17 protein-coding genes and 1 riboswitch are annotated in these 19,742 nt (G+C 68.3%); of the genes, 10 read left to right on the top strand and 7 right to left on the bottom strand.

Annotation, left to right across the window (positions count from 1 at the left end; all coding sequences use genetic code 11):
• Positions 1 to 163 precede the first annotated feature (163 nt).
• Both egtB and egtD read left to right on the top strand, forming a co-directional pair.
• Positions 164 to 1,477, top strand: coding sequence for an ergothioneine biosynthesis protein EgtB (egtB, locus tag ACFVHY_RS17465; protein ID WP_390274119.1), 1,314 nt, complete (start codon positions 164 to 166; stop codon positions 1,475 to 1,477).
• Positions 1,474 to 2,463: an L-histidine N(alpha)-methyltransferase gene (gene egtD, locus ACFVHY_RS17460; RefSeq protein WP_058251376.1), complete on the top strand. Its 990-nt coding sequence runs from the start codon at positions 1,474 to 1,476 to the stop codon at positions 2,461 to 2,463. Before egtB ends, egtD begins: the two co-directional genes overlap by 4 nt.
• Here egtD and ACFVHY_RS17455 read toward each other — a convergent pair.
• Positions 2,444 to 3,508: an LLM class flavin-dependent oxidoreductase gene (locus tag ACFVHY_RS17455; RefSeq protein WP_068971199.1), complete on the bottom strand. Its 1,065-nt coding sequence runs from the start codon at positions 3,506 to 3,508 to the stop codon at positions 2,444 to 2,446. The two genes, egtD and ACFVHY_RS17455, sit on opposite strands and share 20 nt — an antisense overlap.
• 192 nt (positions 3,509 to 3,700) lie before the next feature.
• Here ACFVHY_RS17455 and ACFVHY_RS17450 point away from each other — a divergent pair, with 192 nt between their 5' ends.
• Positions 3,701 to 4,090 (top strand): PLDc N-terminal domain-containing protein, encoded by a 390-nt coding sequence (locus tag ACFVHY_RS17450; protein ID WP_390274116.1) that lies wholly within the window; start codon positions 3,701 to 3,703, stop codon positions 4,088 to 4,090.
• Positions 4,091 to 4,177: 87 nt separating this feature from the next.
• On the opposite strand, the gene thiD is transcribed toward ACFVHY_RS17450, so the two are convergent.
• Positions 4,178 to 5,077, bottom strand: coding sequence for a bifunctional hydroxymethylpyrimidine kinase/phosphomethylpyrimidine kinase (thiD, locus tag ACFVHY_RS17445; RefSeq protein ID WP_390274114.1), 900 nt, complete (start codon positions 5,075 to 5,077; stop codon positions 4,178 to 4,180).
• Positions 5,067 to 5,181: riboswitch (TPP riboswitch) on the bottom strand. It overlaps the preceding gene by 11 nt.
• Positions 5,182 to 5,391: 210 nt before the next feature.
• On the opposite strand from thiD, the gene ACFVHY_RS17440 reads away from it, so the two are divergent.
• Positions 5,392 to 5,739 carry a GNAT family N-acetyltransferase gene (locus tag ACFVHY_RS17440; RefSeq protein ID WP_390274112.1) on the top strand — a complete coding sequence of 116 codons (348 nt, stop codon included), beginning with the start codon at positions 5,392 to 5,394 and terminating at the stop codon, positions 5,737 to 5,739.
• 169 nt (positions 5,740 to 5,908) lie between these two features.
• On the opposite strand, the gene ACFVHY_RS17435 is transcribed toward ACFVHY_RS17440, so the two are convergent.
• Complete coding sequence (locus ACFVHY_RS17435; protein WP_390274110.1) at positions 5,909 to 7,579, bottom strand: (2,3-dihydroxybenzoyl)adenylate synthase; 1,671 nt, start codon at positions 7,577 to 7,579, stop codon at positions 5,909 to 5,911.
• Between the two features lie 157 nt (positions 7,580 to 7,736).
• Here ACFVHY_RS17435 and ACFVHY_RS17430 point away from each other — a divergent pair, with 157 nt between their 5' ends.
• The 6 genes from ACFVHY_RS17430 (at position 7,737) to ACFVHY_RS17405 (ending at position 13,917) form a co-directional block, all read left to right on the top strand.
• Positions 7,737 to 9,077 carry a salicylate synthase gene (locus ACFVHY_RS17430; RefSeq protein ID WP_390274107.1) on the top strand — a complete coding sequence of 447 codons (1,341 nt, stop codon included), beginning with the start codon at positions 7,737 to 7,739 and terminating at the stop codon, positions 9,075 to 9,077.
• Positions 9,078 to 9,123: 46 nt separating this feature from the next.
• Positions 9,124 to 9,372 (top strand): acyl carrier protein, encoded by a 249-nt coding sequence (locus ACFVHY_RS17425; RefSeq protein WP_058251371.1) that lies wholly within the window; start codon positions 9,124 to 9,126, stop codon positions 9,370 to 9,372.
• 17 nt (positions 9,373 to 9,389) lie between these two features.
• Positions 9,390 to 10,571, top strand: coding sequence for an acyl-CoA dehydrogenase family protein (locus tag ACFVHY_RS17420; RefSeq protein WP_338856677.1), 1,182 nt, complete (start codon positions 9,390 to 9,392; stop codon positions 10,569 to 10,571).
• Positions 10,572 to 10,612: 41 nt separating this feature from the next.
• The gene (locus ACFVHY_RS17415; RefSeq protein WP_390274105.1) at positions 10,613 to 11,920 is read left to right on the top strand and encodes a wax ester/triacylglycerol synthase domain-containing protein; all 1,308 of its coding nucleotides are present in this window, start codon (positions 10,613 to 10,615) and stop codon (positions 11,918 to 11,920) included.
• Positions 11,921 to 12,027: 107 nt separating this feature from the next.
• The gene (locus ACFVHY_RS17410) at positions 12,028 to 12,879 is read left to right on the top strand and encodes a hypothetical protein (protein ID WP_068971153.1); all 852 of its coding nucleotides are present in this window, start codon (positions 12,028 to 12,030) and stop codon (positions 12,877 to 12,879) included.
• Between the two features lie 63 nt (positions 12,880 to 12,942).
• On the top strand, positions 12,943 to 13,917 hold the full coding sequence (locus ACFVHY_RS17405; protein ID WP_058251432.1) for an ABC transporter substrate-binding protein: 975 nt from the start codon (positions 12,943 to 12,945) through the stop codon (positions 13,915 to 13,917).
• A gap of 475 nt (positions 13,918 to 14,392) precedes the next feature.
• Here ACFVHY_RS17405 and ACFVHY_RS17400 read toward each other — a convergent pair whose 3' ends face one another.
• From ACFVHY_RS17400 to ACFVHY_RS17385, 4 genes are all read right to left on the bottom strand, one after another.
• Positions 14,393 to 15,712: a lysine N(6)-hydroxylase/L-ornithine N(5)-oxygenase family protein gene (locus tag ACFVHY_RS17400; protein ID WP_390274102.1), complete on the bottom strand. Its 1,320-nt coding sequence runs from the start codon at positions 15,710 to 15,712 to the stop codon at positions 14,393 to 14,395.
• Entirely contained in the window at positions 15,709 to 17,253 is a 1,545-nt protein-coding gene (locus ACFVHY_RS17395) for a pyridoxal phosphate-dependent decarboxylase family protein (protein ID WP_390274100.1), read from the bottom strand. Before ACFVHY_RS17395 ends, ACFVHY_RS17400 begins: the two co-directional genes overlap by 4 nt.
• A gap of 50 nt (positions 17,254 to 17,303) precedes the next feature.
• Positions 17,304 to 18,755 (bottom strand): condensation domain-containing protein, encoded by a 1,452-nt coding sequence (locus ACFVHY_RS17390; RefSeq protein ID WP_390274099.1) that lies wholly within the window; start codon positions 18,753 to 18,755, stop codon positions 17,304 to 17,306.
• On the bottom strand, positions 18,743 to 19,742 hold a 1,000-nt coding region (locus tag ACFVHY_RS17385), incomplete at its 5' end, for a penicillin acylase family protein (protein ID WP_390274097.1). The genes ACFVHY_RS17385 and ACFVHY_RS17390, both read right to left, overlap by 13 nt.

The following is a 19,742-nucleotide window of genomic DNA, read 5'->3' as shown; positions in this document are numbered from 1 at the left end:
GTAGGTTGACGAGTTGATCGCGTCAACCCCGAGTTGACGACGACGCGTCGAGGCCGATCAAGCGCGTGTGCGTTGACAGGAACGGCAAGCGTCATGACGATGGATGCGGAGATCGGCGAAGTCGTCGCCGGCCGCTCCAGGCTTTGCCACGGGAGGTTATCCAGTGAGCATCACCGAACCGTCGGTTCGTCCCCAGTCCACAGACACCCGGTCCGCCGAGAGCCCGCCGGCGAACGGTGTCGTCACCGATGTCGCGCGTCGCTACCTCGACGTCCGCGCCCTGACCGACACGCTGTCCGAACGGCTTTCGCCCGAGGACCAGACACCGCAGTCGATGACCGAGGCGAGCCCGGCGAAATGGCACCGGGCGCACGTCACCTGGTTCTTCGAGGAGTTCATCCTGCGGCGTGACCCCGCGTACAAGGTCTACGACGACACGTTCCGGTACCTGTTCAACAGCTACTACGAGGCTGTGGGAGAACGGCATCCACGACCTGATCGCGGTCTCGTCACGCGGCCGGGTGTCCGCGATGTGACCCGCTATCGCGAGCATGTCGACGCCGCGATGGTGGATCTCCTCGAGCGCGGCGACCTCGACGAGGCCGCACTCGAACTCGTCGAACTCGGCTTCAATCACGAACAGCAGCACCAGGAGCTGCTGCTCATGGACATCAAGCATCTCTTCTCCACCAATACGTTCGGGCCGGTGTACGTCGATCGCGAACCCGACGAACCGGGCATCGCGAAAACGTTGGGCTGGCGGCAGTTCGAGGGCGGCGTCAACGAGATCGGCGCGTTGGGCAGCGGATTCTCCTACGACAACGAGGGCCCCCGGCACCGGGTGTATCTCGAGGACTTCGAGATAGCCGACCGCGCGGTCACCAACGCCGACTGGCTGGAGTTCATGGCCGACGACGGTTACCGGCGCGCCGAATTCTGGTTGTCCGACGGGTGGGCGACCATCCGCCAGACCGGATGGGACGCACCGGGATACTGGCGCGACGAAACGGGTGCGCGCTCCACCGACCCGTCGGACTGGACGACGTACACCCTGTCCGGTCGGCGGCGGATCGTGCCCGACGAGCCCGTCCTGCACGTCTCGTTCTACGAGGCCGACGCCTACGCCCGCTGGGCGGGGGCCCGGCTGCCCACCGAATTCGAGTGGGAGATCGCTGCCGGCTCACTGGGTACCGAGCGCGGGGCCCTGCTCGACCCGGACCGATGTCATCCCGGCCGCGTCGGTGCGGCGATGATCGGGGATGTGTGGGAGTGGACGGCCAGTGCGTACCTGCCCTATCCCGGCTTCGTGCCCGCCAACGGCGCGGTGGGTGAATACAACGGCAAGTTCATGTCCGACCAGCATGTGCTGCGCGGGGCGAGCGCGGTGACGCCTGTGGGTCACGAACGACTGACGTACCGGAACTTCTTCCCGGCGCCGTCGCGCTGGGTCTTCTCGGGACTCCGGCTGGCCCGATGAGCCTCGACAGCGACACCCCGGTGACGGCGACCACCGGGGACACGGCCATCGGGGGCCTTGCCGCAGACGCACTCTCGGGATTGTGGCAGCAACCGCCGGTCCTCCCGACGAAGTGGTTGTACGACGAGCGCGGCAGCAAGCTCTTCGACGAGATCACCCGTCTGCCCGAGTACTATCCCACCCGCCGCGAGACCGCGATCCTGCGCGCGCGGTCGGCCGAGATCGCCTCGACGACCCGTGCCGACGTCATCGTCGAACTGGGCTCGGGCACATCGACCAAGACGCGTCTGCTGCTCGACGCCTTCGTGGACGCGGCCGCCGACGGTGAGCGTCCGACCTACGTCCCCGTCGACGTCAGCACCGAGATGCTCACGACGACAGCCGAAGTGCTCGCCGTCGACTATCCCGGGATCGACGTCGTCCCCGTGGTCGCCGACTTCACCGAGCCCGACCTGGATCTCCCGCCCGCCGACGGCCCGCGCCTCGCGGTGTTCCTCGGTGGCACGATCGGCAACTTCGATCCTGCTGCGCGCGCGGAGTTCTATCGTTCGATGGTCGGCTCGTTGTCCCCGGGTGACTACTTCCTCCTCGGTACCGACCTCGTCAAGGACACCGGGCGGCTCGTCGCCGCCTACGACGACAGTGCCGGTGTGACCGCCGATTTCAACCGGAACATGATCGAGGTGCTCCGTGCCGGCCTCGACGCTCGCGGGCTCTACGCCGACGACTTCGAACACATCGCCCGCTGGAATCCGGGCGAGCACCGCGTCGAGATGTGGCTTCGCGCCCGGCGGGACGTCGACGCGTACTTCGGTGTGCTGGGCCGATCGTGGCGGGTGCCCGCGGGAACCGAGATCCACACCGAGATCAGCACCAAGTTCCAGCCCGGGGCGCTCGCGGAAGAACTCGAGTCGGCCGGACTGTCCGTCGTGTCGGCGTGGACCGATCCCGCGGGCGACTTTCAGCTCACCCTGACCCGACGCTGAGCAGTTCGCGCACCCGCGGGATGACCTGCGTCCCATAGAGTTCGATGCTGCGCATGAGCTCGGGGTGGCCGAGTGTCCCGTGCGAATACTTCAGGTCGAATCGGCTCAGTCCCAGTGCCTGGACGGTCGACGCGATCTTGCGGGCAACGGTGTCGGGCGACCCGACGTAGAGCGAGCCGCCGGGTCCCGTCGACCGCTCGAACTCGATGCGGGTCGGCGGCGGCCAACCGCGTTCGCGACCGATGCGTCCGACGTACTCGCGGTAGTGCGGCCATAGGGCGTCGCGTGCCTGCGCGTCGGTGTCGGCGACATGTCCCGGTGAGTGCACGCCGACGGGCAATAGCGGCTTGTCCATCTCGCGCAGGGCGCGGTGATAGAGATCGACGTACGGCTTGAAGCGCAGCGGGTCGCCGCCGATGATCGCGAGCATGAGCGGCAGGCCGTACGACGCGGCACGTACCACCGACTCCGGGCTGCCGCCGACCGCGATCCACGTCGGCAGGGGAGGGTTCTCGAGTTCGGGGTAGACCGTCTGGGACTGCAGCGGACTGCGCGTGGAACCCGACCAGGAGACCGGTCGGCCGGTGCGCAGTTCGGCGAACAGGGCCAGCTTGTCGCTGAACAGTTCTTCGTAATCGGAGAGGTCGAAACCGAACAGCGGAAACGACTCGGTGAACGACCCGCGCCCGAGGATCACCTCGGCGCGACCCGACGACAACGCATCGACTGTCGAGAACCGCTGGAACACGCGGATCGGATCATCGGAACTGAGGACGGTGACGGCCGAACCGAGACGCATCCGGGTGGTGCGCGCCGCGATCGCGCCGAGTACGACCTCGGGTGCCGACACCGCGTAGTCGTCGCGGTGATGCTCACCGACACCGAGGAAGTCGACGCCGACCGTGTCGGCGAGGATGGCCTGCTCGAGCAGGTCGCGCAGGGTCTGCGATCCCGAGCGCAATGTGCCGTCGGGTTCGGCGGTGATGTCCCCGAACGTGTCGAGACCGAGCTCGACCTTCTCGATACCTACCGGGTGAGATTCCATGTCGCCCTTCGCGAAGTTGTGATCGTGCGGGGCGAAATCCGAGGAATCGCGCCCGCATTGGTCTTTTCACACGATTTCACGGACATCTTTCCAGTTCGTCACGGTGTCGAGGTCGGTGCTGTGTAATGCTTCATATCGGTTCATGTGCTCGGCGTGCGAGCGCCGATTCTTCTAGACAAGGGAGACACTCCGATGTGGGATTCATTCTGGGACTTCATCTGGTACACGATCGTCATCTTCGCGTTCGTCGCATACCTGATCGTCCTGTGGCACATCATCAGCGACCTGTTCCGGGACAAGGCGTCCTCGGGGTGGGCGAAGGCGGCGTGGGTGATCTTTCTGATCGTCTTCCCGTACATCACCGCGATCGTCTACCTACTCGCCAAGGGCAAGGGGATGGCCGAGCGTCAGCGTGAGGCGTACAGCGAGGCCAAGCAGGCGTCCGACGAGTACATCCGGTCTGTCGCGGGCACCTCGCCGACGCAGCAGATCGCCGACGCGAAGAACCTGCTCGACTCGGGCGCGATCACACCCCAGGAGTTCGAACACCTGAAGAGCAAGGCCCTCAGCGGAACCGCCTGACGGTCCCTCGACACAGACAACGCTCCCCGATGGCGCCGGTCGCCGTCGGGGAGCGTTGTCTGCTTCTCGGGGTCCGGCCCGGTCGCGTCAGTCCGCCGACCCGACGCCCACACGCCACAGCGGATTGACCGGACCGTGGCCGGCGCCCAGTGGATACGCAGCGGCCAGACAACGGGTCACCCAGTCCTTGCCGAAGCCGACCGCCTCGGGAACCTCGTATCCATGTGCCAACGCGCACGCGATCGCGGCGGCGAGGGTGTCGCCGGCGCCGTGGTCGTGCGGAGTGTCGATGCGTTCGTGGCTGAGCTCGATGAACTGGTCGCCGTCGTAGAGCAGATCGGGGGAGTGGTCCGAGCTTCGCAGGTGCCCGCCTTTCACCAGCGCCCAGCGCGGCCCGAGATCGAGCAGTGCCCTGGCCGCGTCGCGTTGCGACGCGGTATCGGTGACCTCGATCCCGGTGATCAGGCGAACCTCGTCCAGGTTCGGGGTCACCACCGTCGCGAGGGGAAACAGGCTGTGCCGCAGGGTGTCGAGTGCCGAGTCGGCGAGCAGCTGGTTGCCGTGCATCGACGCGCACACCGGATCGACCACCAGCGGAACGGATGTGTCCCGGCCGATACCGCTCGTGCGGCACTGCTCGACGATGGCCTCGATGATGGGCGCCGACGCGAGCATCCCGGTCTTCGCCGCGGCCACACCGATGTCACCGGACACGGAGTCGATCTGCGCCGCCACGGTCTGCGGTGAGATCTCCTCGAACCCGCTCACGCCCACCGAGTTCTGGACCGTCACCGCGGTCACCGCGACACACCCGTGCACCCCGAGCAGGGCGAAGGTGCGCATGTCTGCCTGAATTCCCGCGCCCCCGCCGGAGTCCGAACCCGCGATGGTCAGGACCCGTACCGGAGCGGACCCGCGCTGCGCGACCGGGAGTCCCGTGAAGGACTGCTCGTCGACCGATCGGGTACCGGATACACGTGTGCCCATGGCTGCTCCCTACGCCGGCATTATCCGGACAGGTTCGAGCGGTCGGCGACCGCCTGTCGCCATCTCAGCCCTCGGTCGTCGTGAGAGCCCCCGCGGTGTAGTTGTCGTGCGCCCGCCACCCTACAGCGCGGAGTTCGTTCGGGTCGTAGGGGTGCGCGCGACCGTCTCGATGTGCGACGACCGGACGATCGGGGTCGGCAGTTACGGTTCCGTAAGGTACCGTGTGACCCGGATCACAAGCGGGGCCGATGCCGAGGTTCGGACGGCACATGTCAGTGGTCCGATGTCCACGATCAAGAGGTGAGGAGGGTCGGGTGCTACGCAAGCATCGTCAGCGACCACCACAGTCGGCGAAGTCGATCCTGCAACAGATCGCGCAGGTGGTGCACAATCCCGACCGCGACCGGTTCGAACTGTGGGTCGCCGGCGACCTGGTCGGCGTGCTCGGCTACTCGACCGAGACGGTCGACGGTCAGACGACCATCACCGTGCTGCACACCGTGCTCTACGACGAGTACAGCGGACACGGTCTCGCCACCCGACTCACCCGCACCGTCGTGCACTACACCCGTGAACAAGGCGCCCGTCTACGACCCGTGTGCACGTTCACCAAGCACTACCTCGACGGCCATCCCGGGATCGTGACGCTCGCGCCGGTGTGATCCGAAGGTTGGCCTCGGCGGCTCCGGAACATTCCTCGCCGGACCCTTCGAGGCTCGTCGCTATCGCTCCTCGCACCTCAGGGAGCAGGGGTTATGCGCTTCCTTCTTCGGATTATGGAGCGGTGGTCGCGCTCCTCGCGCCGGTGTGAGGAACGGGCTCCGACTCGGCTCAGCCCGCCGACGGCTCCGACAGCAATGTCTCGCGGAGCACCTTCTTGTCGATCTTGCCTACTGCGGTGACCGGCAGTGTGCGCACGACGCGGACCACGTCGGGCAGTTTGAAGGAGGCGAGTCCGCGGTCGGCGAGGAAGGTGCGGATCGTGGCCAGCTCGAGTGGACGGGCCGGGGGGTGTTCGTGCGAGAGCACGACTGCCGCACAGATCTTCTCACCGAGCGCGTCGTCGGGCAGCCCGACCACCGCGACCTGCCGGACCGAATCGTGGGCGAGGAGGTTCTCCTCGACGTCGTCGGCGGCGACGTTCTCCCCGGCGCGCACGATGGTGTCCTTGATGCGGCCGGTCACGGCCAGGTGCCCCGACGGCAGCCTGGTGACCTTGTCCCCGGACCGGTAGAAGCCGTCCGGCGTGAAGGACTTCTCGTTGTGGGCGGCGGCGCGGTAGTAGCCGCGGATCGTGTACGGCCCCCGCACCAGCAGTTCGCCTTCTTCCCCGTCGGGGACATCGGCTCCGTCCTCGTCGACCACACGTACCTCGTCGAGCGCCGACATCGGCGCCCCCTGCACCTGGTGGACCAGGTCGCGTGGGTCGTCGGTCCGGGTGTAGCAGATCAGCCCCTCGGCCATGCCGAAGACCTGCTGGACGACGGGGCCGAGGGCCCCGTCGAGGGCGACGGCGTCGGACTGGGCCAGCTTGGCGCCGCCCACCTGCAGCAGGCGCAGGGAGCTGATGTCCGCCGGCTCCCACTCGGTCGCCGCGCACCAGAGTTGCGCGAGCGCGGGGACGAGCGCGGTCACCGTGACGCGGTGCCGCTCGATGAGCTCGAAAGTGTTGTCCGGACTGGGGTTGTCGGCGAAGACGACGTGGCCGCCCGCACCGAAGACGCCCAGGATTCCCGGGCAGCACAGCGGGAAGTTGTGCGCGGCCGGCAATGCGACGAGGTAGGTGTCGTCGGCGGTGAGGCCGGCGACGTCCGCGGACAGCCGGGCGTTGAGGTCGTAGTCGTCGTGCGTGCGCGCGATGAGTTTCGGCAGTCCGGTGGTGCCCCCCGACACGAGGAACAGGGCGGGTAGCCCGGCGTCGGGGGCAGCCGGGAGCTCGACCGAGGCGGGGTCGGCGTCGGGGAGCGGTGTGAATCGACCCGGTTCGCCGGAGATGAAGACCTGCGCGACGTCGGGCACCCGTGACTGCAGCTCGGTCGCGAGCTCGCGGTAGTCGAATCCCCGGCGGCCGTCCTCACCGATGTAGGCGACCGCGCCGGCACCGGCTGCGAGATGGGCGATCTCGGAGATCCGGTGCGCGGGCAGCGTCATCACCGGCACGACACCCGCGCGTAGGAGGCCGTACAGGGTGACCGCGAAGTCGAGGGAGTTGTTCAGCTGCAACACGACCCGTTGCGTCGGCTGCAGTCCGGCCGCGACGAAACCGGCGGCACGACGGAGGGTGGCGTCGCGGAACTCGGCATAGGTGAGCGTGCGCGGCCCGTCGGTGGAGGCATCGGTCAGCGCAGGGGAGTCGGGAGTTCGCTCGGCGGCCAGATCGAGGCCGGCGAACAACGGGCGGTCGAGGAAGACGCCGGCGTCGCGGTACTTCTGTGCCTGTGCGTCGGTGTGGGGAGCGAAACCGTCGAGCAGATCGGTCGCGGGGTCGAGATGCGTCGGCATGAGTTCATTCAAACACAGGCAGGATAGGGTAACCTTACCGGTCGATGCAGGGCGGGAGGCCGGCTATCGACCCGCGGGGGATTGTTTGATTAGGCTGCCCTAAGATTCCCTATGATCATCGGTGCTCGAGTGCATCACGACCGGAGGAACGAAGGACATGTCGCTGACAACCGAATCGCACGCCGCGCAGTTCGTCGACCTGCTCGCGCCGGCCTCGCCGCTGAGCGAGTCCGATGCCGCGCGGATCACGGCGGCCTGGGCCGGCTCCGGCGAATTCGGCGACCATGTCGTCTACGAGCGTGACCGGCGCTGGACCTTTGCGGCCGGTGTCCGCGCCCGCGTGGTGATCACGCGCAGTGAGGTCATCGTCGACGATCAGGGCGACCGCACGACGACGCCCTGGCACGGCGACCCCGCCGACGCGCTCGCCGCCGCGACCGCGTCGCTGTCGATTCCCGACTGGCGCGTCTACGGCTGGGTCGGTTTCGACTTCTGCGCGCCCTATCACGGCATCCTCGAGCGCGTTCCCGAGGACACGGTGCTGGCGCACCTCATCGTTCCCGAGTTCGAGGCGACCGTCGATGCCGACGGGGTCGACACCGGGTCGCTCGACGCCGAGAGTGCCGGTCGTCTCCTCGAGATCGCCTCGCGAGCCACCGTTTCCGGCGAGTCGCGGCCGGTGGATGTACAGTCCGACCCGGACGACTACCGGGGCCGTGTGGCCACCGCTGTCGCCGAGATCGAAGCCGGCCGGTACCAGAAGGTGATCCTCTCGCGTGCCGTCGACATCCCGTTCGACGTCGACATCCCGGCCACCTACGCCCGCGGCCGCGCCGACAACAACCCCGCCCGGAGCTACCTGCTCTCGCTCGGTGACCTGCAGGCGGCCGGGTTCAGTCCCGAACTCGTCGTCGCGGTGCATGACGACCGGACCGTGGTCACCGAACCGCTGGCCGGCACAAGGGCTTTCGGGATCTCCGCGGAGCAGGACGCGGCGGCCCGCGCCGACCTGCTCTCGGATGCCAAGGAGATCGCCGAGCACGCCATGTCGGTACGTGCGTGCTTCGACGAGATCTCCTCGATCGCCACTGCGGACACCACGGCCGTGAGCGAGTTCATGGAGGTTCGTGAGCGCGGGAGCGTCCAGCATCTGGCCTCGACCGTGCGCGGGACCCTCGCCGATCACGAAACGCCGTGGCGTGCACTCGAGGTGGTGTTCCCGTCGATCACCGCGTCGGGCATCCCCAAGACCCCGGCCGTGGAGGCGATCGACCGTCTCGAGCCCCGACGCCGCGGCCTGTATTCCGGCGCGATCCTCACCGCCTCGTCGACGGGCGAGCTCGAAGCGACCCTGGCCCTGCGCACCATCTTCTCGTCCGGGCAAGGCGCATGGCTGCGTGCCGGTGCCGGGATCGTCGCCCAGTCCACGCCGGAGCGCGAGTTCACCGAGACCTGCGAGAAGCTGGCCAGCGTCGCCCCGTACGTGGTCCCGCGCTGACCGACCGATACTTTCGACCGAACATCACCACCCCAGGAGCCACCACATGTCCGACCACATCACCGAAGCCCTGCGCGGCATCCTCGAAGAGGACCTCGACCTCGCGCTCGGCGACATCAGCCGCGACTCGAAGCTGATCGACGACCTCGGGCTGGACTCGGTGGCGTTCGCCATCGGCGTGGTGGCGATTGAAGAGCGTCTCGGCGTGAAGCTGTCGGAACGGGAGCTCTTCGAGTCCAAGACCGTCGGCGACCTCGAGGACCTCATCCGGTCGAAGGCCGGCACCCCGGCCTGAGAGGACCCGGACCCGACATGACTGTGGAGACCCCAGTGCAGACGTACGCCGAACTGCTCGACGCCGCGTTCGACAAGCAGGTGACGGCGTGGACGGCGCAGGCCGAGCGGGATCACCGATTCCCGCGGCCCCTGCTCGAACACCTCGGTGCCGAGGGCGTCTTCGTCCGCAAGTGGGAGGACCGCAAGGTCACCGACCTCCACGACCATTTCGCCCTCGGCGCACATCTCGGCGCGCTGGGTTCCGCGGCCATCGGAGTGGGTGTGAGCCTGCACGATTCGGCCATCGCCATCCTCCGCCGCTTCGGCCGCAACGACTACCTCAGAGACCTGGCCCAGCGCGCCCTGACCGCCGAGACGGTGCTGTGCATCGGGGCCTCCGAGGAGCAGGGCGGGTCGGATCTACAGAACTCCGAGACCCGAATCCTGCCGGAGAACGGCGGGTTCCGCGTCGTCGGGCACAAGAAGTTCGTGTCTCTTTCGCCGATCGCGGACCACGTGTTCGTGGTCTGCCGGGGCGTCGACGACGGTCCCGACGTGGGCGGCAACGTGGCGCTGGCCGCCGTCCCGATCGAGTCGGTGACGGTGGGGAAGCCATATGCGAAACTCGGCGCCGGGCCCCTCGACACCGCGCCGGTGACCATCGACGCCTGGATCCCCGACGAGGCGCTGATCGCCCGGCCGGGGACGGGCCTGGCGATCATCAGCTGGGGATTGGCGCACGAGCGGTACTCGGTGGCCGCCCAGATCGCCGCCGCGTGCGACGTGATGATCGGCGTGACACTCGCCCGGATGGTGGAGCGCACCCAATTCGGCAAGAAGCTCTACGACCATCAGGCGCTCCGGCTGCGCGTCGCCGATCTGCAGGCCAGGGTCGACGTCCTGCGCTACTCGCTGGCCGGAGTCGCCGCGGAGGGCAAGATCAACCTGCGCACCGCCGCGGCACTGAAGGCCACCGCCGCCAACCTCGGGGAAGAGGTCGCGTCGGAGTGCCTGCACATCTTCGGCGGGATCGGTTACCTCGAGACCGGATCCCCGATCGGTCGCTGGTGGCGGGACATGAAACTGGCCCGAGTCGGCGGCGGCACCGACGAGGTGCTGTGGGAACTGGTCGCGGCGGCGATGAAACCCGACACCGAGCGGTACCAGGCCATGTTCGTCGACTCCGAACTCCACGGCACCGGCTCGCCGGTGTCCTGAAGCGCTCGAGCCATCGTCCCTCTCACCCAGGCGGTCATCCCATGAACAGCCCAGCCAGCCAGGCGCCGGCCGACGCGCGTGTCACCGAACTCGCGCCGCCCGACCACACCTATCTGCACATGGACAAAGACAGTGCGCCCATGCACTGGTCGATGCTCCTGCAGCTCGAGAGCAACGGGGCGTTGCTCGGCCTCGACGAGGTGCGGACGCGGGTCCGGGAGCGGGCCGGGCTGTTCGAGATCTTCCGGCTGGGCATCCGCAACGGCCGCTGGCGCAAGCCCGAGGTGGTGCTCGCCGACGACAGCTGGGATGCCGGCGAGCACGTGACCGAGTTCGGGTTCACCGACCGCGCCCATCTCCAGCGACGGGTGACGAAACTGCTCGAGTCGCCGCTGCCGCGTCCGCGCCCGTTCTGGGACATCACCCTGTTCACACCGTCGGCGGGTGCCGAGGGTGTCGGACAATGGGTCCTGCTCCGGGTGCACCACAGCATCTCCGACGGCATCGCGGGGGCGGCCTTCGCCGCCCTCCTCGCCGACGGGGAACCCGACGATCTCGCGGAGTTCGAGCGATTCGCCACCAGTCCCCGCTTCCGGATCAGCGGCATCGATCCCGAAGAACTCAAAGAGGCGAAGGCCGCCTATGGCGACCAGCACGCGGCGGGCGGTGGCAAGAAACGGGCCTGGCCCGCACTGACGAAGTCGGGCGAGCGCGAGTACGCCCTGTTCTCCGCGTCGACCCGGACGCTGCGCAAGGCGGCCAAGGGCAACGGTGCGACCGTTCACGAGTTCCTCCTTGCCGCCATCGGCCGCGCGATCAGCCTCAACCCGCCCGCGTCCCCACAGGCCGACGTCGTCCGCGTGACACTGCCCGTGCCCCTCGACGACGAGTTCCGGCACACCGGCAACGCGGTGTCCGTGGCGCTCCTCAACCTGCTCGGCAACGAGCCTGATCTGTCGCGTCAGATCGGCCGTGCGCGAAGCGAACTCGAGACGATCGCAACGCGCAAGCCGGAGCTGTACCTGGCCGCCGCCGACGATCTGCCGCGCGCCCCGCTGTGGGGTCTGCAACGCGCGATCGTGAACGCGTCGATGTCCCACATGCACCCCGACATCCACATCGGCATCAACCCCGGCTTCTCGCGGGTCCGGTCGGTGCTGGGGCGTTCGATCGTCACCCTGACACCGTTGTCGCCGCTCGCGGGCTACTCGCTGTCGGTGACGGCCTTGATCCTCGGACACACCACCACGTTCGGCGTCGTCACCGACGCGCGGGCGCTACCCGGGTACGCCGAACGATTCGTGTCCGCGCTCGACGAAGTACTTCAGGAGGCCCTCCCGTCAACCTGACGGGGGTGCGAGCTTAGGCTTGCCTTGTAATCCGGGGTCCGAGGGCTGCAATATACAGGTGGCCGTCGGCTCGGCGGGGGCGAAGACATACACGGAGAAAGAACAACATGAGCAACGACGTCAACTACCAGGACCCGGCCGGGGCCGATTACTACTCGGGGGTCGATCACCGCGAGTCGGACACCGGTTCGTCTCGCCGATCGGGCGGGGTCAGCGTCCCGACCGTCCTGGCGTCGGCAGGCATCGCTGCCATCATCTCCGCGATCGTCGTGACGATCGGCGTGGTGGGCATCGTGGTGAGCGAGCGCAACGACTCCGCCACCGCCGCACAGCCGACCGTCGTCAACCTCGGTGCCGCGCAGACCGCCCTGCCCCAGCAGGGCATTGCCGGCCAGCAGCCCGTCCCGGGTCAGCCCGCACCCGCCGGCGCACCGGCCGGAGCGCCGGCAGCGGCCCCGACGGAAAACGTGCCCGAAGGCGGCGGAGCGATCGGTGGACCGGTCGGTCCTCCCGGTGAAGGAGCCGCGCCGGCTCCGGGTGCGGCCCCCGCACCTGCTCCCGCGCCGGGCACCACGGCCGCCCCGCAGCAGAGCGTTGCCGCCGGCCCGACCGCGCTGACGCCCGGACAGCTCAACACCAAGGTCCGCATCGTCATGAACTCCAACGGCAGCCGCGCCGCACGCGCCGCCGAACTCGAGGGCGGTGAGCGCGCGCTCCGTCAGATCGACCTCGTCGCCCGCGCGATCACGACCTACGGCAACGTCGGGCTCAGCTACCAGATGGTCGGGCCCGTCCAGGTCAGCGGCAACACGCTGACCGCTCCGCTGCAGATCAGCGTGGTCGGCCGCGGTAGCCAGAATCGCTCGATGACGTTCGTGTGGAGCGGCAACAAGTGGAAGCTCTCCAACCGAAGCGTCTGCACCATCGCGGGATTCGTCCTGCTGCCCTGCTCGCTCTGACCGCGCGGGGTGACACGGTCCGGTCCGCCGGACGACACCGACAACCCATTGGGGGATCTTCACGTGATTTCACGACCACGCCTGGGCGCACTCGCCGCGAGTGCACTCCTGTTCGCGGGCCTGCTGGCCGGTTGCTCGAGCTCGGATGACGAATCCGCCGGTGGCACCGTCCAACTCAACTTGCCGGACGGCCGGTCGGTGACGATCCCGGACACCCCGGAGCGGATCGTGACCCTGGGTGACCAATGGACCGACGTCGTTCTGTCGTTCGGTGAGACGCCGGTGGGGTACTACGATTACTCGAAGTCGGCGACCGGCGAGATGCAGCCGTGGTACGGCGAGAAGCTGGCCGACGCGACGTTCGTCGATCCCACCAAGGGCGACGACGCGACGACCATCGCCAAGCTGAACCCGGACCTGATCTTCGCACCCGGCTTCGCCTCGGACAGCCCGGAGTTCCAGCAGATCTCGAAGCTGGCCCCGACGGTCAATGCCATCAGCGACCAGGAGATCGATCCCTGGCAGGACATGGTCACGGTGATGGGCACCGTGCTGCACGACCCGGAGAAGGCGAAGTCGATCATCGACGACACCAACGCGAAGATCGCGGCGGTGGCGCAGGAGTACCCGGATCTGAAGGGTAAGACCTACGCGTTCGCGTTCATGTACGGCAACGACCAGCTGTCGGTACTCGGCGACGAGAACGACGGCGCCGGAAAGCTGTTCACCTCGCTCGGGATGAAGATGGCTCCCAAGCTGGTCGCCGAGTACCAGCGGACCGGCCAGCCGCGCTTCGGGCTGAGCACCGAGAACATCCCGATGCTCGACGCGGATGTGCTCGTCGTGGCGACGGCCACCCCGGAGCAGGCGGAGACCCTGAAGTCGCTGCCCGGGTACAAGAACCTGAAGGCGGTCAAGGACAACGCCGTCACGTTCATGACCCAGTCGCAGATCACCGGTCTCAACGCGCCGACGCCGAACTCGATCCCGTACGTCCTCGACCTGCTGAAGCCGTCGTTCGCCGCGGCGTCCAACTGAGCTCGGTCTTAATCGAACTCGCCCTCCGCGGAATGCGGAGGGCGAGTTCGTTTTCGGGTCACCGGACCCTTCGTGGCTCGTCGCTATCGCTCCTCGCACCTCAGGGAGCAGGGGGTGCTCGTCGCTATCGCTCCTCAGTATCCGCGGCCTGGCGGCCGTCGTGGCTACGAAAGAACTCGTTGTGTTGGAGCGAGCCCAACCACTGCTCCCTGAGGAGGCCGGAGCTTGCGGAGGCCGTCACGAAGGGTCCTGGCGAGTCGGGTTGCGAAGACCCTTCGTGACGCGCCCTCCGCAAGCTCCGGGCGCTCCTCAGGGAGCAGGGGGTGCCCGTCGCCATGGGCTCCTCAGGGAGCGGGGGCCCACCGCTGGTTGAGCAGGCGACGAGCGCAGCGAGGAGCCGTGTCGAAGCCACTTGGCAACAACGACAACGGCCCGAGCCGCACGTGGCGAATCGGGCCGTGAGCCGGCTAGCGGGTTACGGCGCGACGATGTCGTCGTCGTCCGACGCGCCGAAGCTGGTGAACGCGGTGTGCTTGGGCAGGCGGTAGGCCTCGCGGCCCAGCACGGTGTTCAGGATGCGTGCGTTGCGGACCGCGCCGATGTCGAGGTTCGGGGCCGAGACGCCGTGCGCGTGCTCCTCGGCATTGGCGACGAAGATCCGGTTGGTCAGGGCGTCGTCGGTCTCGATCTCGTGGTTGGCGCCGATGACCAGGCGTCCGCGCGAATCCCGGTGCAGCGCAGACTCGATCGGGGCCAGAAAGTCCGCCCTGCGGGCCTGGTAGCCGGTACTGGCGATGACCATGTCGGTGGTGTGGGCCAGTTCGGAGCCGGTGTCGAGGTGACGGCCGCGGACCCGGAGCTTGCCGTCGGCGAGGGTGTCGACGCCCTCGACCTCGACCGAGATCCGCAGCTGCACCGGGTTGAGCTTGTCCTGCAACTGGCGCCGGTACAGCAGGTCGTGCAGGCGTTCCAGGGTATCGGTGGAGATGCCCTTGTGGAACTGCCAGTGCTGCGGGCGAACCCGATCCCGCGCGGCCTCGGGAAGGCTGTGGAAGTAGTCCATGTAGGCCGGCGTGGTCATCTCCAATGAGAGCTTCGTGAAGTCCAGCGGCGCGAACCACGGTGTGCGCGTCCACCATCGGACCGCGGGTCCGCCGCGCAGGTTCGATTCCAGCAGATCGATGACGATCTCGGCACCCGACTGGCCGGAGCCGATGACCGTGACGGTGTCGCCGGCGAGCGCCTTCTCCTGGTTGAACAGGTAGTCGGAGCTGTGGACCACCGCGGGCGAGTCTGACGAGAGTGCCTGCGGGACGAACGGTTCGGTGCCGATGCCGACCACCACGTGTCGTGCGATCACCGTCGAAGAGCTCGTGCCGGTGTGCATGGTGACTCGGAACGCGTCGGCCTCGGCGTCCCAGGCCACCTCGTCGACGGTGGTGCCCCACCGGAGCGAGTCGAGCCGGGACACGCACCAGAGCAGGTAGGCCTCGTACTCGATGCGGGTCGGGAAGAAGTCCTCGCGTACCAGGAACCGGTACATGCGATCGATGTCGGCCATGTAGTTCAGGAACGACAGCGGATGGGTCGGGTCGACGAGCGTCACCAGGTCGGACAGGAAGCTCACCTGGAGGGTGGCGTCGTCGAACATCAGGCCCGGATGCCACCGGAACTCGTCCCGCGAGTCGACGACCAGGAGGTTCACGTCGTCGAGCGTCGAGGCGAGCGCGGCGAGGCCCAGATTGAATGGGCCGCAACCGATCGCGAGTACGTCTACGTTCTCAACAGGGGTCATTCGGACACTCTCACCATTTCTTCACTGTGGACTTCCGCGCCGGGTGCGGCGGTGCCTTCCGACTCCACCTCGAGCGCGACGCGCAACAGTTCGTCGAACAGCTCGTCGATCTCGCTCTCCGAGGTCTCCGGGTTGAGGAGGGTCAGTTTCAGGCAGGTCTGGGGCTCTTCCTCACCGGGCAGCCGGACCTGGGTACGGCCGATGAGTGCCTTGCCGTCGGCGATCAACCGACGTCGCAGTTCGCCGTTGACCGCGTCGAGATCGGCGCAGCGATACCGGAACACGACGGTGGTCAGCGTGACCGGCGCGATGAGCTCGAGTTGCAGTTCGGTGGCGATTCGCTGTTCGGCGTACACCGCGAGGTCGTTGCACTTGTCGAGCATGTCACCCAGGGTGCGGCGTCCGTAGGCGAGGAGGGTCGCCGCGACCTTGAGGACGTCGGGCCGTCGCGTCGTCTGCAGCGTCTGACCCAGGAGGCCGCTGTACCCGGCCTCCACGTCGTCGTCGGGGTTGAGGTAGGCCACCGAACGGTTCAGGGACACGAAGCGATTGGCGTCGGACAGCAGCATGAGGCTCGCGGCCGCCGGCTGCCAACCGACCTTGTGCAGGTCGAGGGTGACCGAGTCGGCGCGTTCGACGCCGGTGAGCAGACCGGCGAGGCGGTCGGAGAACAGCGAGCCGAAACCGTAGGCGGCGTCGACGTGCATCCAGATCTCGTGCCGCTCGGCGATGTCGGCGACCTCCCCGAGCGGGTCGACGGTACCGAAGTCGGTGGTGCCCGCGGTGGCGACGATCGCCAGTGGCGTCGCTCCGCGGGCGTCTCGGATGGCCGCTTCCAGCGCCTCCGGGATCATCCGGTGATGCGAGTCGACCTCGACCGGGATGACCGCGGTTTCGCCCAATCCCAGTGCCGCACAGGCGCGGTGGACCGAGAAGTGCGCCACGCGCGAGCAGAAGACGACCGGGCGGTGCAACGCCCCGACGCCGTCGTGCCGCACGTCGATGTCCCGCCGGGCAGCGGTGTGGTCGCGAGCGATCATGAGCGCCAGCAGATTCGAGATCGATCCGCCGGGACTGAAGACGCCGCCGGCATGTTCGCCGAACCCGGCCATACGAGCCAGCGACTGTACGGTCCAGGTCTCGAGCGCCAGGGTGGCCGGGCCGGAATCGTAGGTGTCGAGTGAGGCATTGGTGGCCGAGGCCAGGGCGTCGGCGGCGACCGCGACCGACAGCGGAGCGGGTTGCAGATGCGCCGCGGCCATCGGATGGGTGAGGTCCAGTCCGAACTCGGCCACCAGGCGGGCGAGCCGGGTCAGCGCCTCGGACTCGCCGATCCCGTTCTCCGGGACTCCGTGCGGGCCCAGTAGTGCCGTCACCCCGCCGAGCACCGCGACGGGGTCACCGCTCGGCAGCGGGGCGCCGTGGTGATCGTCGCCGACCGCGGCCGCGACCTCGGCCAAGCCACGCCCGACGTCGGCCCAGCCATCGCCGGGACGGGCGAATCGCGAGGCACCCCACACGGACTGGCGGTCTTCGGACACTGAGTTCCCCCCTGTTGACTCTGGCGCGCGGTGGCGCGGTGGCAGGCCGGTCATCCGGCGCTGCCCTTCTGTGGTGCGCTCTCGGCGAGGGTTTCGACGAGTGCGGAGACGTTCTGGTGCAACGACGTCGGGATCAGGTCGACGAGCGCGGTGAGTACTGCGGTGGCGCGGTCGGCCACCGCGTCGGGGACGATCCCCGGCTGGTGGTCGACCTCGACGTGGGTGCTCTCGTCGTCGGCCTCGAAGGCGATCGAGAGCGGGTAGTTGGCGATCCCGTTGAACACCGACCGGCAGGTGACCGGGGCGTCGGCGGGTTGCGGAATCCCCCGCAACGGTGCGGGCCGGACCGACGCCATGATCTCGATGACGGGAAAACGGCTGCCCTGCTGTCGCAACGCGGTCAGGATCGGCCCGAAGTCGGTGCCGGAGTGCTCCATCGAACGGTAGATGACCGCACCCGCATCCCGCAGAGCCTGCTCGACGGTGGCGTCGGGGTCGATGCGGAACCGCATCGGGATGATGTTGCCGCAGTATCCGACGTTCTGGGGTGACTGCGTCCGACGACGGTTGTCGGCCGGCACCACCAGGACGTGATCGGCGGCGCCGGTCAGGGCATACGCGGCCAGCGAACACACGCCGATCAGCAACGCGTTCGGGGTGGCCCCGACGGTCTGGGCGACCCGCCCGAAAGCGGCCAGCGAGTCGGCCGCCACCGGGGCGGCGACCTTGATGCCGTCGCGGTCGTCCATCGGCGAGAGCCAGCTGTCGGCGGCACTCTCGGTGGGCAACTCGCCGCTGAGCGGATAGCGGACGTCCTCGGCGGCCCAGGTCGTGAGGGCGTGGCGCACCGCGTCCTCGGCGGCCGCCGAGGACTCTGGTGCGACCGGGCGGGAGTCGGCGGTGACGTCCCCGGGCCACGAACCTGACACCAGGGTGCCCAGCAGCAGCGGCCATGAGGTGTCGTCGACGGCGAGATGGTGCACCACGAGGATCATCGTGACGTCGCCGTCCGAGCCCGAGACCCGAAGCCGGAGCGGCACATCCGACGTCAGATCGAATGGCGTGCGGGTCAGCGCGGTCGCGATCGCGTCGGCATCGTCGACGGGTCCGGTCGCCTCCGCGTCCGGCAGGCCCCATGTCCACGTGCCCGATGCGTCCCACGATCCCGCGTGCGAAACGGCGCGGCGAGTCGGCGTGCCCGTGTCGTCGACCTCGACCACCGAGCTCAGGACCCCGAAGCGCTCGACGAGTAGCTCGGCGGAGTCGACGACCGATCGGAGCGTTCGCGTACCGCCGAACTCCAGGACGAGTCCGATGTTGTGCGACACCGATTCCGGATCCAGTTCGTAGATCCGCCACATCCGCCGTTCGGCGGTGCCGAACTCGCCGAACGGCACGGAGGTCCTCGGTTCGTCAGGTGCGGGCGCCGTGCGGGCGGGTTCGCCGGCCTGCGCGATTCGACGACGCAACAGCGTCAGTCGCGCTTCGGTCAACGCGGGCATGGTTCCCTCTCGGTCGATGTGGCGGTGGTCGGCGTCGACGCTGCTGCGGTCATGCCACGCAACACATCCCAGTCGCGGACGACCTCGATCAGCTCGCCCGCCGCCCACCGCGGCGCCTGGTCCTGGAAGTGATCGGAACGGGGATCACCGCTCACGCCCAGCGGAACGATCCAGCGGCTCGCACCGCGGTCCGCGAGGTCCCACACATATCGTGCGGCGGCACCCGTGATGCACAGGTGGGTGCCGACCGCCGCGGCGTTGGCGAACACGCACTCGGCGTCCCCCGCCAGGGGCAGGGGTGCAGGACGAAGGGTGGCGAACAGGTCCGGGTACTGCGGCGATGCGCCGACCAGGTCGAATCCGTGGATCGGTGCCAGGCGGTGGACGCTGCCCCACGTGGGCGTCGAACCGAAGGCCCCGATCCGGGCCACCACGGCATCGAGGGCTGCGACCGCCACGGCCTCGATGTCGATGCCGATCCCCGCCGTGTTGGCGACGACCGAGGTCAGCGCGGTCGCGAGACGGGGCTCGGGCACGAACCACGGCTGGAACACCGCCGGGAACCCGTGCGGCCCGCGCAGCGGCGCGAGCACGTCGGTACTCGCGACCCCGAGAACCAACTGGGTACGGAACTCGGCATAGAGGTACGCGTCGGTGCTGTCGGCGGTCATCGACCGGTCCCACGCCACTAGGCGCTCCCGGATGTGCTCGGCCTCGGCGTCGGCGCCGCGTACACGTGACAGCAACGCCTGGACGACGGTCGCCTGCTCGAGGCGGACATCGGTGTGGATGTCGGCGCAATCCGCCGGACTCACCGAACCGAGACCGTCGAGCCGCGCGGCGATGCGGTCGGCGCGGAACGGTTCGACGCACTCACTCGTGAGCGGTTGCAACGCAGGCACATCGGACATCCGCTGGTTGGCGGTGACGGTGAAGGCGGGACCCTTCGAGACGCCCTCCGCAAGCTCCGGGCTCGTCAGGGAGCGG

This window comes from Gordonia sp. NPDC127522 (assembly GCF_042672305.1).
Lineage (GTDB): Bacteria > Actinomycetota > Actinomycetes > Mycobacteriales > Mycobacteriaceae > Gordonia > Gordonia hongkongensis.
The sequence above is the reverse complement of the archived record's forward strand: the minus strand, read 5'-3'. Positions and strand labels throughout refer to the sequence as shown.